Annotated in this window: 9 protein-coding genes and 1 pseudogene; 1 reads left to right on the plus strand and 9 read right to left on the minus strand. The window is 47.8% G+C overall.

Annotated features, from left to right (window positions below; all coding sequences use genetic code 11):
* Window positions 1–65: 65 nt before the first annotated feature.
* Complete coding sequence (locus AC58UU_RS05845) at window positions 66–2531, plus strand: beta-propeller domain-containing protein (RefSeq protein ID WP_497313835.1); 2466 nt, start codon at window positions 66–68, stop codon at window positions 2529–2531.
* A 63-nt stretch (window positions 2532–2594) separates the two neighbouring features.
* On the opposite strand, the gene AC58UU_RS05850 is transcribed toward AC58UU_RS05845, so the two are convergent.
* From AC58UU_RS05850 to AC58UU_RS05890, 9 genes and pseudogenes are all read right to left on the minus strand, one after another.
* Window positions 2595–3827 carry an MFS transporter gene (locus AC58UU_RS05850; RefSeq protein WP_497313836.1) on the minus strand — a complete coding sequence of 411 codons (1233 nt, stop codon included), beginning with the start codon at window positions 3825–3827 and terminating at the stop codon, window positions 2595–2597.
* Window positions 3828–4126: 299 nt separating this feature from the next.
* Entirely contained in the window at window positions 4127–10096 is a 5970-nt protein-coding gene (locus tag AC58UU_RS05855) for a rhamnogalacturonan lyase family protein (protein WP_497313838.1), read from the minus strand.
* A gap of 302 nt (window positions 10097–10398) precedes the next feature.
* A complete protein-coding gene (locus AC58UU_RS05860) occupies window positions 10399–11265 on the minus strand; it encodes an NAD-dependent epimerase/dehydratase family protein (RefSeq protein ID WP_497313840.1) in 867 nt (288 codons plus the stop codon).
* 18 nt (window positions 11266–11283) lie between these two features.
* Entirely contained in the window at window positions 11284–12045 is a 762-nt protein-coding gene (locus tag AC58UU_RS05865; protein ID WP_497313841.1) for an SDR family NAD(P)-dependent oxidoreductase, read from the minus strand.
* 87 nt (window positions 12046–12132) lie between these two features.
* Window positions 12133–13083: an aldo/keto reductase gene (locus tag AC58UU_RS05870; RefSeq protein WP_497313843.1), complete on the minus strand. Its 951-nt coding sequence runs from the start codon at window positions 13081–13083 to the stop codon at window positions 12133–12135.
* 120 nt (window positions 13084–13203) lie between these two features.
* Window positions 13204–13521 (minus strand): NIPSNAP family protein, encoded by a 318-nt coding sequence (locus tag AC58UU_RS05875; protein WP_497313845.1) that lies wholly within the window; start codon window positions 13519–13521, stop codon window positions 13204–13206.
* Window positions 13522–13747: 226 nt separating this feature from the next.
* Window positions 13748–15544: an alpha-1,3-galactosidase-related protein gene (locus tag AC58UU_RS05880; protein WP_497313847.1), complete on the minus strand. Its 1797-nt coding sequence runs from the start codon at window positions 15542–15544 to the stop codon at window positions 13748–13750.
* 99 nt (window positions 15545–15643) lie between these two features.
* Window positions 15644–15784, minus strand: coding sequence for a hypothetical protein (locus tag AC58UU_RS05885; RefSeq protein ID WP_497313849.1), 141 nt, complete (start codon window positions 15782–15784; stop codon window positions 15644–15646).
* A gap of 253 nt (window positions 15785–16037) precedes the next feature.
* Window positions 16038–16150 (minus strand): annotated as a pseudogene (locus tag AC58UU_RS05890) (SRPBCC family protein); the annotation flags it as partial.
* Between the last annotated feature and the right edge of the window lie 20 nt (window positions 16151–16170).

Genomic DNA, 16170 nt, shown 5'->3' on the forward strand with positions numbered 1-16170 from the left:
AACAAATAAAAATATTTTCGAATCGCTGAAACAAATCAGAAAGCTCATCCGTTAAGAGGATATAGATGAAAATAATGGAAACCCTCAAAACTTATGAAAAGAAAAGGATGAAGAAGATGAAGAAAAAAGGTTTGGTCGCCGGCCTCTTGCTTTCCGCTACGATCTTAACATCCGCCTTTGTCCCCGTTACCACTAACGCCGATCAGGCACCAGTGGTCCGGTTTGAGGGCCAGCCGATCGCATTCTCGCTGCAGCCTAAATTAATAGACGGTATTCTAATGGCGTCTGTTCGGGATCTAGCAAAGGCTTTAAGCATGGAAGTGACATGGAATGAAACAGAACGGCTTGCGGTTGTTACTGGTAAAGGGTTCGAGCTGAAGCTGCCATTGAATTCGGATTATGCCTACGTGAACGGTAAAGCAAACACCATTTACGGCAGCACGCAAATGGTAGATGGTTCTATGTACGTTCCGCTACGCTTCTTTATGGAAAGCGCAAATCATGTTGTTCGCTGGGATTCGGCAACCAGCTCAGTGAACGTCACGAAGCAAGCTGACAGCTTGCCGGTAGTCGGTACCTATGACCACTTGGTCACACTTTTGACGCAGAATGAAAGTAGTGGGTCCGCCAGAATCAGCTTAATAACCAAACAAGCTAAATCGGAATCCTTCGGCAACGCTTCGGCACCAACAAGTGACAGTGTTTCTGTTACGGTCCAAGATTCTGCCAGTACAGCGGCACCCGGCTACTCCGGCACGAACGTGCAAGTGCAAGGCGTGGATGAATCCGATGTCGTCAAGACAGATGGAACATACATTTATACAGTAAACAAGCAGCGTATCATAGTCACTCAGGCTTATCCCGCCGACCAGATGAAAGTGCTGAGCATTGTTGATTTCCCGGGAAATCAAGACACCCAGTTCCAGCCAAGTGAAATCTACGTGGACGACAAGCATCTGATCGTGCTTGGTAATTCTTATCAGAACTATAAATCGGTCCCTTATAACGGGGCAGGCGGCGTCACAGAGAAGAAAATGATCCTGCCGATGAGGTCTCAGGGAACCGCGAAGGTCATGGTTTACGACCTCACCGACCGGAGCAGACTGAAGCTTCTGAAGGAAGCTGAGCTTGAAGGAAACTACGTTTCTTCCCGCAAAATCGGATCGTCGCTTTATTTTATCTCCAATAAGCACGTGAATTACTACCAATACCGGGAAATGGCGGATAAAGAAGAAGCGAAGACTGGGCTAGCTCCTGCTTATCGAGATTCGGCGGCAGGCGACTCCTTTACCTCTATTCCGCTAAATCAGGTCTATTACTTGCCGAAAGCCCTGGATCCTAACTATGTTCTCATCGGAGGCATCAACCTGAATGAATTGAAGCAGACGATGAATGTCACTTCTTACCTCGGCTCAGGCCAGAACGTGTACGCATCCGAAGAGAACTTGTATATGGCCGTTACGAATTATGAACAGATGCGAATCCAACCAATGAGGATGCCTGCTGGTGATTCTGCTCAAGGCATACGAGTCGGTGAGCCGAACGGAGCTAGCCCTCCTGTTGAACCTCCCCAACAGGAAACGATCATTTATCAATTCGGACTGAACGCAGGTAAAGCAGAGTACAAACATACTGGCAAGGTGCCCGGACGCTTACTCAATCAATTTTCCATGGATGAGCATAACGGCCATTTCCGGCTTGCTACAACTACAGGCGAAATGGGTCGGACGGATGAGGGAATTTCAAAGAACCATGTTTTCATACTTGACGCGAACCTGAAAGAGAAAGGCAAGATCGAAAACATCGCTCCAGGAGAGCGGATTTATTCCACTCGCTTCATGGGCGACCGGGCTTACATGGTTACTTTTAAAAACACAGATCCGCTATTCGTCATAGATTTAAAAGATCCCGCTGAGCCGAAATTGTTAGGTGCGTTGAAGATTCCTGGTTACAGCGATTATCTGCATCCTTATGACGAAAACCACATTATTGGCTTCGGGAAAGATACGACCGAGGTCGACAACAAAAATCCGAATGGACCGCAGTCTATTGCTTATTACCAAGGCATGAAAGTGGCGCTGTTCGATGTAACCGATGTGAATAATCCGAAGGAGAAATTTAAGGAACTAATCGGGGACCGCGGTACGGATTCCGAGCTGCTGCATAATTACCGTGCCTTGCTCTTTAACAAGGAAAAAAATCTGCTTTCCTTCCCGGTTAACGTAATGAAAATCGACCCGAGTCAGACTACAAACAATTCGAAGAAGCCTGCCAGCGCATACGGCAATTTTGCTTTCCAAGGCGCGTACGTCTACAACCTTGATTTGGAAAAGGGCTTCCAGTTCCGTGGCGGCATAACCCACCTTACTCAGGAAGATCTGCAAAAAGCCGGACAATACGTTTATGCCGGCGACAAGCAGGTACAGCGCGTTCTCTATATCGGCGAGACGCTGTACACCGTCTCGAACGGATTCATCAAAGCGAACGATCTCAGCACGTTGCAGGAAAAGAACTCGGTAGTAATTCCGTAGTCCTTGTCACGACGAATAAAGCCCCGATTCCTACAAGGATCGGGGCTTGTTCGTTCTCTAGACTCATTTATTTCCAACAACCGTGTCTCCAATGCTCGGTTGCCGGACGTCCATTGATTTTCGTTTGGCAATGAACAACGTCAAGATCCCGCTTGATATTGTAATAATGGCGAGTGTCAGTAAAAATGTAGAGATCCCGAACCAATCGAGACAGGCGCCGGTCGCAAGCAGCGAAATCTGGAACATGACGCGGTCAAGCATGCCTCGAAACGAGAAAAAGCGGCCTTGTGCTTCTTTGGGCACTTTGATTTGGAAGAGTGTAGATACCATCGGAAAGAAAAAAGCGACTGCGCAACCAAACATAACGAAAGAGCCGAGAACCGCATAGCTGCTCTCGCTGAAGGACATTCCTGCAAAAGAAAGCGCAAATAATAACATAAACAGCGTAGAGCTGGTTACCAGATTCCGCATGCCGATCGCACGCTTTGCAAATAGACCTGCAATCAAAATGCTCGTGCCTTCTAAAGAATAGATCCAACCCATCAGTTCCGGTTTGTGCTGAATTTGACTAAACTTCAGTACAAGCAAATTAAAACCGCCTAGAAACAAGGTAATAACTCCGCTATTGATAAGTGCGATGAATATAGACGGTTCTGCCCGAATGAGTGGAAATAACTCCGTAAAGCGGATTTTCTCCTGCTTTCTTGCAGCCGCGGAATCCGCAGCATTTGGAATCCTCAATTGTGTAATAAGCATCACGAGAATGACATAAAAAGCAAGCGACAGCGCGTAGACCGTGTACAAATTCATCATGGATACCAATATACCTGCTGCAGCAGTACCGCCGATTCTCGCTATTGTAATCACGTTAAAGTTTAAGCTGTTCGCTTTAAGCAGCTCGGAGGCCGGAACGACGGAAGGCAGCGCTGCTTGTACGGTAGGCATATAAACAGTAGCCGCTAGTTGCATGATGACGACGGATAACAGCATAATGGCGACGGATTGATAGTGTATAGCCGCAAACATGACAATCGGAGCCAGACAGCGGACAAGGCCTGATATAAGCAATATTTTTTTCTTATCATAGCGGTCTGCCCACACCCCGGCTTGCGGCGAAATAAGTACACCGAGAAATAAACCGCACATCAAGATCAAGCTCTTGCCCAAATCAGATGGGACGTGGCTTTGCATAAATTGCAAATTGGCAATGATGCTTGTCCAAATACCTGCGCCTTGAATGGCTTCTCCGATCATCATGAAAACAAATGTCCGATTCCGGAGTAATGAATGATTCATACTTAATCTCCAATCTATGATGACACTCAGAATCTTCCAATTATAGCACGTATGTTCGCGAAGTGTCTATTAGAACAAAAACAAGCCTATTCCACGAGTGACCACGGATTAAGCCTGCTTCCAAAGTGCAAGATCAACAATAATAACCTGCAAATCTCCTTATTAGAGCTTTACCCACGCCAGACACGCGAAGCCGCAGCTGGATTGGAAATAAAATAATAAACCGGAACCCCTTTTTTACCAAGGAGTCCCGGTTTTTCGAATTTAAATCACCAAATTGGCATTTCTTCCTGACATCATTATTTGCCGGATGAATGTTGGGAAACTAAAACGCTAGCTGTTTGGGTCGTTGTGTTTCCTGCTAAGTCAGCAGCCGTATAGGTGATAGTGTATGTGCGCCCATCCCCTTTACCTGATCTCTCTGATCGAAGCATAAATTCCGTGTCCAATGTCCCGATTTGTGCTCCTTGAATGTCATCTGACGTATCTCCGTCTCCTAACCCATTATCAGGTTCGTTGCTTGTAATGGATGTAAGAACAACAGATGAGTTGCCAGAAAGGCTATCATTTGCGCTAATCGTTGCTTTCACGGGAATCATATTGTGATTTGCCGGCCACAAAGCAGTTTGATCCAGAACCAGAGTTAATGTAGGGGCTGTTTTGTCAATTTTGACGATTACCGTATGTAGAGATTCTGCGTTACCCTTCTTGTCAACACTCCAGTAAGTGAGAGTATGCGTACCCTCTTCTGTGATGATTATGGAAGTACCTTGCTGCTCTGCACCGCCATCTACCGTGTAGTAGGTGCCGCCAACGCCGGATCCGCTGTCACTAACGGTTAGCGTTACCGTTACCTCTTTGTTCACCCAGCCTGCAGGAGCGTCATCGGTAGTCGTTGGTGGTATGACAGGCACGGGCTCGTTAACAATGGTAAGATGAGGCGCAGCCGGTTCCACCATGCCTGTTCCAAGGTAGAAGCTTGTATGAGGCGGTTGGTTGTAACCAGTATTTTGCCAAGCGACCCCTAAGCGGTAAATCGGATCATGCATTAGCGTACGCAGCTTTGTATTGGTCACCGTGCTCGTCGTATAAATGCGCAGCTCTGAGCTGTCTGTATTTCTCCACACGATTTCTTCTCGCCAATCTCCTAATAGGTCGGCCTGCAAGTTCGGCGTTGATTTCGTGCTGTTGTTTGACAAAGCCCCTTCTGCTGTAAACAACCGGTTCGTCGTATGGTTCACATAGTCCCACTTATCAACGTGATTGGCGTCTAGTAGCTCGCGGTTCAGGTCGCCGTCCCACCAGATGCCGAAGTTTGTTGAGCTTGGAATGGTCGTGCTGATCAATTCGCCTTTCGCGCTGTAAAGGCCTGTGAGAGGAATATGCTGAGCATTCGTGATCGTTGCAGCCCACACCTCTTCGCCCAAATAGTTCGGATCAATATCTGCCGACATACCGCGTCCGGTATCAATCCCCGTCCACACGCCCCAGAGAATTTCACCCGTTTTCGCATCTCGGAAGTCCATGCCATAAGGGGAATCCAGATGCTCATGCACATTGAAAAATTCTAACCCTGGTCTGGAAGGGTCCAGGTCGCCCAGATGCTGCGCGTCCCCGTGACCGAGTCCGGTGTTATATAGCGGCGTACCATCATCATCGATGGCCATAGCCCCGAACGTGATCTCATCCTTGCCGTCGCCGTCTACGTCGCCGATTGACAAGTTATGATCTCCTTGTGCTGTATAGGCTGTTCCAAGTCCTTCATCATTCGTATCGAAACGCCATTTTTTCGTCAATGCGCCGTTCTTGAAATCGTAAGCAACAATCACCGTTCTTGTATAATAGCCACGGCTGAAAATCAAGCTCGGATGCTCACCGTCGAGGTAAGCAACTGCTGCTAGGAAACGGTCCACCCGGTTGCCATAAGGGTCGCCCCAATCCGAAACGACTCCGCGAGGCGGATCGTAATCCGTCGTTGCGATTGCTTTTCCTGTCAAACCATTAAAGACGGTTAAATATTCAGGTCCCTCCAGTACATAACCACTGCTGTTCCGGTGATCGGCGGTTGCGTCACCAATAGCCATACCTGTTCCGTCAATCGTGCCATTTGCTGTTTTGAACGTAACTTCTGCTTTGCCGTCGCCATCCAGGTCATAAACCTGGAACTGCGTGTAATGCGCTCCAGCGCGAATGTTCGGTCCAAGGTCGATACGCCACAGGCGAGTACCGTCCAATTTGTAGGCATCGACATAAACGTTGCCGGTATATCCGGCCTGAGAGTTATCTTTGGAGTTGGACGGATCCCACTTCACGATCAACTCGTACGTGCCGTCGCCATCCACATCGCCGACACTGGTGTCGTTCGCGCTGTAGGTATAGGCTTCTCCGGATTTCGTGATACCGCCTTCCGGTTTCTGGAGCGGTATGGCCATATAATTATTTTGCCATACAGATGCTTCTTTCGAAGCCACTTTCTCGTTACCTCCGATAACGGTTTTCAGAAGATATACAGATGTATCCGTTCCCGCTTCATCGAGCAGATTTGTTGCACCTGTGATCGGTTCTGCATTTACTTTGACACCGCTGCGGTACAGATTGAATGCGATGTTAGATGGGTCTGTGCCAAGCATTTTCCAGCCTACATAGACACCAATATCTTGTTTGACCGCTACAAGCGCGCGATCGAGATATTCGGCTTGCCGATTCAGTACGGTGATAGCTGGAGTTGCCAGTGTTTCGGACTGCCCGGATACTCCGCCTGCGCTCACGGCTGAAACCTTGTAATAGTAAGGAATCGTCGTAAGTACTGTCGTATCTGTATAGCTGGATTGACTGGCTTTACCAATCAACTCGTAGGTACCGCCACTTGCCTCAGCACGGTAAATGTTATACGTTTTTGCTCCAGTAACTGCATCCCAGCTAAGGGTGAGATCATTCTTATTCACGCTCACCGTTTGAAGATTAACAGGTATCGCAGGAATTGGAACATTTGGATCAATCATGGATACGGTGAGAGATGTGGATGGGCCGGTTTCCGTTGAGGCCAAGTCCACTGTCGTCACTTGGTATACGTATTCCATCCCCACATCAACAGTGTTATCAACATAAGTGCTAGTGGTTGTGTTTCCGATCAGTTGGAATTTCGACGTACCGCTTACCTTGCGGTAAACATTATATTTCGCGACGTCCTCTACCCCGGTCCACGACAGGGAAACGGAAGGACTTTCCGGATCTGTGTTCTTCGCATCGATTTTCAGAGCTGTAGGCGCCATTAAAATCGGCGTAATTTCCAAACCATTTACGATCGCGGTTGCACCACCGAACTTGAAGTTCATTTGTCCATCACTAACGGAAGTCTGTGAAATAATTTTTTCAACGACGGATTTGTTGCCCGCTGTAACGGTCCCAAAGTCTGTACCTTCGATGGCAACGGTCGTTCTTGCACTTCCCAGATAATCGCCAACGTAGAGTTTAACGGAATAAAGACCATTTGGCAGATCCACCATGAATTCCCAGCCGACATTGAAGTAGCCGAGCCAATCACGGAGCAGGTCCGTACCGGTAGCACGATCACGTCCAATCATTCCTGTTGGGTCCTTGATGCCATAGCCTTTTGCTGCTGTGTAAGTGCTGGAAAGATTAACGCCGGTATAACCCTCTTGAACTGGAGAGGTAGCCAAACCGAAGTCGAACTTGATCGTCGCATGCTTTGTTTTGATGACGATGACATCTGACTGCTCGGACTCCCCTTTGCCGTTAACTGCTGTAACGACCACGTCATAGGTTAGCCCTTCCGTCATACCTTGAATCGTAGTCGTCGGAACTGTCGACGTACCCACTAAGACGTAAGCAGTGTCTGATGCTAACTTTCTATAAATCTTATAAATATCCGCACCTTCTACTGCATTCCATGTCAAAACAGCTCCTGCGTTGCTCACACTGCTTGCCACTGCACCGATCGGCTTCGATGGAACTGCAGCAGGCGGTGCAACATCCGTGACATAGGCGGAAAGTGGAATGTTCAGGTCTTTAATCCCGCCTGACAGAAGACGCGCGATTTGGATTGCACCATATTCCTGGAAGTGCGTATCGTCCGCATTACCGCTCGGGAAGGCGGTGTAGGTACCAACGGGTACATGCAGGAAGACAGCAAGCGTTCCAATTGGGCCGATAGTGTCATAGTACGCACGACTTAATGCGCTGAGATCCGTGAGTTTTACATCCATTTCTTGTGCAAGTTCTTTCATCGCAGCTACGTAGGTCGGGAAGCTGACATTGAAGATGCCGGTTGTCGCGTTAAAATCCCTGCGGCCGACAGGCGTTACCAAAATCGGTATAGCTCCACGCTGCCTAGCGCCATTGATATATGTCTTCAGATAGTTTTTATAATCCTCGGGAGATGCATACCGTTCTGGGACGGAAATCGTCGCATCATTATGACCGAATTGGATCAAGAAGTAGTCATTCGGCTTGATCGCCCGCAAAATGTTATCCAAACGGCCTTCCGTGAGGAACGTTTTGCTGCTGCGACCCCCGATGGACTGGTTGCTGAAGGTTATGTCGGAAGTAAAGTAGCGGGAAATCATCTGCCCCCAACCGGCTTGAGGCTTCCAATAGGAATCGTAGGTCTGTACCGTAGAATCCCCTGCGATGTAAACCGTTGGCATTTCCCCAGCCACTCGATCCTCTAACTTCGAAATAACAAGCCCATTAATTTTTGGCGCAGAACCCGAGAAGTTAATATTCAACTGACCATCAACCAGGGCGACTTCGAACGTCTGCTCCAAATACTCACCAGCTGCCTTAGGTGTGAGCGCAATTTTGTTTGCCGTCATTCCTTCTACAGAAACAGCCACTTCAGTTGCCGCATTGGCATCACCTGCCATAATCGTAATAGCGTAATCCCCGTTCGGCAGATCCACATTGAAGGAGGTGCCAGCTGGCATTAGGTAATCGGATTTCAATGGATCCGATGTGCCGCTGTTACCAGAGCTTACGAGCGAAGGATTGGCAAACCCGTATTTCAGCTGGTCTGAGTAGGCCACTGGAGTCGTTATGCCGAAATAGCCATCAGCTACGGCCCCAGGACCGAAGTCTAATTTCAACGGTAGTCCAGACGGAAGCATATTAGGGGCAACATATACCGTGCTTGCTGCCACATTCGAGGCTTCAGACACCCCTGCCGCATTTGTTGCTTTTACCTGATAGTAGTGAACAGCCGATGTGTCGGCCGTGGAATCTGTGTACGTTGTCGATGTTACCTTGCCGAGCTCGGTGTAAATTCCAGTCGCAGAATCCGAGCGGAATACCGTATAACCCGTTGCTCCATTCGATGCTGACCATTGCAAGGACACTTTGTCCGAAGTGACACCACTTACAATCAAATTGGCAGGAACAGCCGGAATTGCAACTGTCTGTTTCACTTCCACTGTTACCGGGCTGCTTGCCGCAGATTCAAGACCACCTGCACCCAGAGCAGTTACTTGATAAGAATATGTATTTCCTTCAGAAACAGCCGTATCAGTGCAAGAATTTACCGTCACCTGTTTGATAAAATCATAATTCGTGACGCTATTCGTCGCTCGGTACACGTTGTAATAGACCGAATCCGTTACGCTGCTCCAACCGAGTGATACGGAAGCTGCACCAGGAGTGGAATTAATATTGGTTACAGCGAGTGATTGAGGAGCCGAAGGCGCCGTCGCCGAAGGCACCTGTTCAATGACTAGACCGTTCAAATAGCCAGCGCCTGTGCCGCTGTATCCTGTAGAGATGCCAACTGTTAATTGACCGTCAGTTACCGTGGTGCTGTAGGTTGCTTGTGCAATAGCTACCTTCGTTGAAATCGTTCCTTTCGTCACCCCTTCGAGGGCAACCGTCGTTTTCGTTGTGGACGTACCTGCGAGCAGATCGCCCGAATAAATCGTCACGTTATAATTGCCGTTCGGCACGTCCGCTAAAAATGTGAAGGGCGTTCCCAGAATAAAATCGTTCGTCAAATCCGTACCGCCTGATCGATTCCTTGAGGCACCCGCTGGCAGCGCTGTTTCAAGCCCATATCCCCGTTCCTGCGTATAGGTCAATTGATCATGAACTTGATTATAGCCTGCCATGACCGGGCTGTTCGCTGAACCGAAATCGAATTTCTTTACAAACGCCTCGACTGCATGGGCAGTAGATTCACCATAAGGCAGAACTGGGAGCATATTAAAGGAAACCATAAGACCACACAATAGAGATGCTACAATTCGATGTGCTTTCATCTTCATAATACTGAGTCCTCGCCTTCTATGTGTTTTTCCTTCTCCTATGATGTCTGTTCACGTTGCTTAACGTCACACCTCCATCCCATTGGGAATGTTTTCCTCTCCACATCATAGATGGTTTTTTTCTTCTTTCCCATGTAAAAAAACGTTCTCTTTGTTTAAAAAACAGTTATGTTGAATACGCTTCCAATACGATGTATAGCAAGTATTTAAACGCATTATTAAGCAAAACAAGGTACCCACAGCCTGAACACTTTTTTCTAAGTGTCCAATCTATGGGTACCTGTTTACTATTCCAGAGGCGTTTATTGTTCCATGAAGTAATGCTGCTGTTTCCAGCCGAGAACTTCTTTGATCTTGGCATTCGATAGAAAGCTGGCTCGTCCAGGCAAATGTTGGACGTATTCAGCAAGCTCAGGCATGAACCTACGGACCAGCTCTTCACTAGACAGATCGGATGAAGTATCGTCAGCCGCCAAAATAAGAGATTGTGCGCCAAGCCCCTCTTTCTCCACAGCCAATCTACAGGCTACTGCCATATCCCTAACATCGATATAACTCCAAAGAATGCGAATTCGTTCTTCTGGATCAGCGAAGGTCAGTCTTACTCGCGGATAATCCTTCGGTTCCAAAATATTTCCTAGACGGAAGGAAATGACCTGCATGCCTGTCCTTCGATGGAAAGCTTCCCCTGTCATTTCATTAACCATCTTGGATAATCCGTAGCTATCTTCCGACAACTGAGGATGGCTTTCATCAATTGGAAGGAAATTCGGCGTGAAAAATTCACTTGCAAACACCATACCGTATGATGATTCGCTAGATGCGAGTACCACCTTGCGGATACCGAGATTAGCTGCAGCCTCCAAGATGTTATACGTATTCATGACATTATTCCGAAATGTCACGTCATTCGGATAAATAAACGCTTCCGGTATCGCGGCGAAATGAATCACCGCTTCCACGGGTTGTCTATTCCTGACACTGTTTTGCGATAAGGCATTGTGAACCTGACCCAAATCGTTCAGATCTACAATCTGCGTCTTGCACAAGGGTTCTTCCGGAAGCTTCCAATCCAAATTCAATACCTCATACCCCTGCTCAACCAACTCTTTCACAATCCATTTACCGGCTTTTCCACTTCCGCCTGTCACGATTATTCTCTTTTTCATGATATCTCGCTCCCAGTTTCATATCGTCGGCATTACGTTGCCGCCATTCACGGGAATAAATGCTCCCGTAATAAAACTCGCCAAATCAGATGCCAGAAACGCTACCACATTGGCGATTTCCTGATCGGTGCCACGGCGTTTCATCGGTACATTGCTTTCATACGACTCTTGGCGTTCCGTAAGGTTTTCCCGATCCTTATCGCTGATCGTCCAGCCAGGCGCCACTTGGTTAACAGTCACCTGATGTTCGCCGACTTCCTTTGCCAGTACCCGGTACAACCCGTCCATCCCTCGTTTGCCGCTCACGTAAGCGGATTGGGAAGGGAAGTTTTGCATGGAGCATTCCGTATTAATACCGATAATCCTGCCCTTTTTGCGTTTCACCATGTCTGGTAAGAATGTCTTTGCTAGCAGTACACTTTGTATAACGCACGATTCAAACTGGCTGATGTAGTCTTCTATTGGCTGTTCGAGTACCGATGTCCATTTGTACTGTACAACGGCATTTGCAACGATAATATCTACAGCCCCCGTAAGTTCGAGCGCGCGCTCCTTCATCGCGGTGACCTCATCCGCTTTGGTCACATCGGCTTGAACAGTAACAGCACGGCGCCCGATTGCTTCGATCTCAGCCTGTAACTCGGCCGCCTTCAACTCATTCTGCATGTAGTGAATGACAATATCCGCGCCACATAGAGCCAATGTTCGGGCCATGACACGGCCAAGTTGTCCCGAAGCCCCGGTAATAAGTGCTGTTTGACCTCTCAAATCAATGTTCATAAAGACTCTCCCCTCATTGTCATGAAGTGCATTGGCACTTCATCCAGTTCTCTCCTCACCTATATCTTTAGCAGAGCGTGTCAAGCCTTATTCGACAGCTATTTTGCGAATTTCCGCAAGTGTAGCCTCATCCAAAGTCTGATCGACGGCCGGCAGTACGCTTAAGATGTGACTCGGCTTGCGAACGCCTACTAGAGCGCTGGTCAAAGCCGGATGGGCGAGATCATATGCGATGGCAAGCTGAGGCATGGTCATGCCGTACCGGCTCGCGATAACTTTCAGCTTCTCGACGCGGTCCACGTTTTTCCTCAAACCCTCTCCGGTATGTGCAGCGTTGCGGGAGCGCCAATCGTCATCTGAGAATTTGGTGTCGTAGGTATAATTTCCTGACAGGAGACCTGAAGTTAGCGGGCTGTAGGCAACGACACCGATTCCTTTCTCCAGACAAAACGGCAGAATCTCCTTCTCAACGGCAGGCCTCAGGATGGAATACGGCGGCTGAAGAGAATCAACATGTCTTACGGAAAGCGACGCTTCCAATAAAGAAACATTGTAATTGCTTACACCTACATAACGTACTTTGCCATCTTGTACGAGCTTATCCATGGCGCGCATAGTCTCTTCCGCCGGAGCTTTTGCATCCGTATCCGGCCAGTGCATTTGATACAAATCGATATAATCAGTACCGAGACGACGCAGCGATGCTTCCGCTTCGCGAAGGATGGAGTCATAGGCTCCGTTCTTGGAAATGTTTTTGTTCTCGTCCCAAACCAGACCGCATTTGGTCGCCAACACCACTTTATCACGGTCGCCCTTCAACGCTTTCCCGATAACTTCCTCTGAATGGCCCAGACCATAGACAGCCGCAGTGTCAAAAAAGTTGATCCCGTTGTACAAAGCAACGCGCACGCTTTCGGCTGAAAGCTCATCGTCCTGGTTGCCCCAAGCGCTTGCCCAGCCTCCTCCACCGATTGCCCAGGAGCCGAAGCCAATAACTGAAATTTCCGGACCATTCTTGCCCAGTTTACGATATCTCATGAGTATATCTCCTCCTACTTCCACACCAATTTGTTAATTATTGTTTAACGTCTATGCTACAGCAATGCCGTTACCGTGCGTATGTTTACGGAGCCTTGCCACCATTGGCTATTTTCCTATCTATACTTTAAAATAATCCGATCGTTTCATAAAAATCTGCTCGACGTGTTCAACAATTTTTCCGTCCTGCTCGGATTTTTGCTTCACTTCGTTCCATTCCTTGTCCTGAGAGAAGGTTTCCCACTGTCTTGTCCGTTCTTCCATGCTTTCGTATTTCATCGTGTAATATAGCTTGGGTTGTTCCTCCAAATCCTCCCAGAAATCACACACCTGCATGCCGAGTCTGGCAAAAATACCAAGCGTATGATCGGAAAAACGCTCTCGAATCGCATCGATCCTGCCTGGAAGAATCGTATAAATTCTCAATTCGTAAATCATTCGTCATTCACCTCCGATCATCTAACATTTTCAATTATAGATAATGATTCCTGTCATGAGAAGGAGTGAATAAATGTAAACTAAGTTACTTTAAGTTAACTGTAGGCTACTCGGTTGCTTTGGTTCTCCGCAGCTATAAGTAGCCGCAAGTTATGTCCTCAATATAAAAAAGCCCTCACTGAGAAGGCTTAATGCATTGTTCGAAGGTCACTTAAACAAGTAGAACCTATATATCCTTTCTTCCGATCACTTTTAACTGTTGTGCCGGTTGGACCAATACGGCTGACGGTGCCATCATTCCTAATCGGATGGATCGGTTCAAGCCTTCGCCGGCGAAAACGTTGTCCTTGATTGTCACATCGCTGCATGCTGTTAGGCTAATCACGTCGGTTATCATAAGGGATTGCAGCAACTTGACGGAACTAGCGATCGTATTATCGGCAAATGTCAAGTGTCGCGTACTCTTGGCATCCAACACCGCTGCGTCCTGCATCTCAAACCGATTGCACTCGATAACAATATTCTGATGAACGGGATGCTCAGACCGTACCTCCGTATTCTCCGGGGCGATGGAAATAACGGGGTGCACGGATTCTCCGCATTCGACGAATACATTGTTGCGGATCATCAGATCCTCCACTCTACCGGATTCATACCAATTCTCAGCATCGTCGGCGACTAGGATAGCGCTCATAGTCATGCGCTCGAAAACATTGTCTGCGATCAATACCCTTTTACGTGTTGTCACCAATACACCGCGAGTCGGAATCCGGGCCATATAATTGTTTACAATCTCAACTTCCGGCGTCCATGTCACGTCATCTAGTATTCCTTCCGGCGCAAGACCTTCTAGTGTCACTAGAATCTCACGTGGGTTAACGAGCTTGGCAGAGGAAACCTTAGCGCCGGCATAAGCTCTAAGTGAGCCAGCACGCACGAATTCGATCTCATCTCCGGGGAAGAAGGCGTCATACCCAAAGCTCTGTGCATGCATAAATCTAAGAAGCACCTGATTCGGAGCGACTTTCTCTACCACACGCAGATGCGTACCGTGTACGTTGATTGCATCGTCGTGAGCCCCGATGAACCTGCTGTTCGCAACCCTTATCGTCCCACGGCAGCTTGATACATGAATGCAATCTGCGAAAGCCGCGACGGTGCGTCCAGTCTCTGGACGCGGCATCACGTTCATGCTATCGAACGATATGTTCTCACTGAATTGGCAAACGATGCCTAGTCCGTGCATAAAGTGCATGCCTACATTTCGCCAGGCGGTATTCTTGCTCCTGAGGACGAATGCACCAACCTGATTTCGTATGCCGTCGCGTGTCTGCAGAATCCAGCCGGGTGCCGTAAAGGGTATGTAGCCATCACCATAATGGAACCGCAACCATTTTGGTTCAAGCTCCTCTACGTATAATGCCAGATCTGTCAGATTATCGATCCGCCATGTCGTATTGGACGTATGATCGTAAGCCTGCATAGGACCACTGCTGAAGCTCCAATCATCACTCTTCCAAAGAAGCTTGCCATTTTGAATGTCATAGTGGCTGTGATGATGGACCCTGACATCCAGATAACCGTTTCCTACAGCCTCCACTTTCATCTCCACAACGGTCGGATGTTCGTAGTCCGTATTAAGGTTACGGATCGTGACATTCTCGCACCCGTCTAGTACGAACATCGTTATCTTGCTATGAAAGACGAATAAGGAGCCATTGCCCTCGAGTGTGACATTATTTAACCCTTTGATTAGAATGCCGATCGTTTTCGTGACATCCGGATTTTCTTCCTCACTGGTCGTGTTGGAGATATAATACGGTAATCTGGCTGCATGTTCGTCGTAGAAGTCATACCTTCCCTTCGAGCAATTCACTACAACCGGCCCATTGATATGGGACGCGGCTTCAAGTGCTTGCCGCATGGGGATTACCGTATCTTCCCTCGAATTCGGTGTTCCTCCGTAGTCACTGAGATGAATGACAACAGGCTTAAGGTCTACCATATCTTCAGGAGTAAGCATCGTTGAGATCATCCTTCGCTTATAAACAAGGAAATGTTTCTCTCGAAAAGATGAGCATTTCTTTGATCGATTCAAATCGATTAGTTATTTTTCTATTCTTCACGTCAGCTCCGATTCCTGCACAATTTTCTCTAGAATAACAGGAATATGTGGGTCCAGTCTCAGACGGATGGAGCTTTTATCAAGTGTATATGCGGCTGGTTCCGTCCGCAGTCCTACGTCAACCGAAATTTCCTGCAAATGGTGCTATACCGAAACTAAAAAACATCCCGATTCATTCGAGAATGATTCGGAATGTTGCTTCATTAATTATGAAAAGGGATGCAGCAGATCGCCTGCATGAATGATTATTAGAATGATGTTTAGCACAGCAAACACGATGGCCGCATCGTTTTGCCGATCGGATCTTTGACCCTGAAATGTGCTAGGCACGCCAGCAGCATCGTAATTCCAATCCAGATGCCAGCCCAAACGACCGCCCCCGCAAACCAACCCACTTATTCGGCTCGGTCCGAAACTGAAATTTATGACCAACGACCGGTTTAAAATCATTATCCAGTACCATTTCGCAAGAGTCTTCGAATCTGTTAACGCTAACCATACCCGGTATTATTTGTGTGCGAAAT

It is taken from the genome of Paenibacillus sp. JT22N1 (assembly GCF_059692155.1).

Coding starts and splice junctions, on each gene's coding strand:
- AC58UU_RS05845 (WP_497313835.1), top strand. CDS start 66: ATGAAAATAATGGAAACCCTCAAAACTTATGAAAAGAAAAGGATGAAG.
- AC58UU_RS05850 (WP_497313836.1), bottom strand. CDS start 3,827: ATGAATCATTCATTACTCCGGAATCGGACATTTGTTTTCATGATGATC.
- AC58UU_RS05855 (WP_497313838.1), bottom strand. CDS start 10,096: ATGAAGATGAAAGCACATCGAATTGTAGCATCTCTATTGTGTGGTCTT.
- AC58UU_RS05860 (WP_497313840.1), bottom strand. CDS start 11,265: ATGAAAAAGAGAATAATCGTGACAGGCGGAAGTGGAAAAGCCGGTAAA.
- AC58UU_RS05865 (WP_497313841.1), bottom strand. CDS start 12,045: ATGAACATTGATTTGAGAGGTCAAACAGCACTTATTACCGGGGCTTCG.
- AC58UU_RS05870 (WP_497313843.1), bottom strand. CDS start 13,083: ATGAGATATCGTAAACTGGGCAAGAATGGTCCGGAAATTTCAGTTATT.
- AC58UU_RS05875 (WP_497313845.1), bottom strand. CDS start 13,521: ATGATTTACGAATTGAGAATTTATACGATTCTTCCAGGCAGGATCGAT.
- AC58UU_RS05880 (WP_497313847.1), bottom strand. CDS start 15,544: ATGCTTACTCCTGAAGATATGGTAGACCTTAAGCCTGTTGTCATTCAT.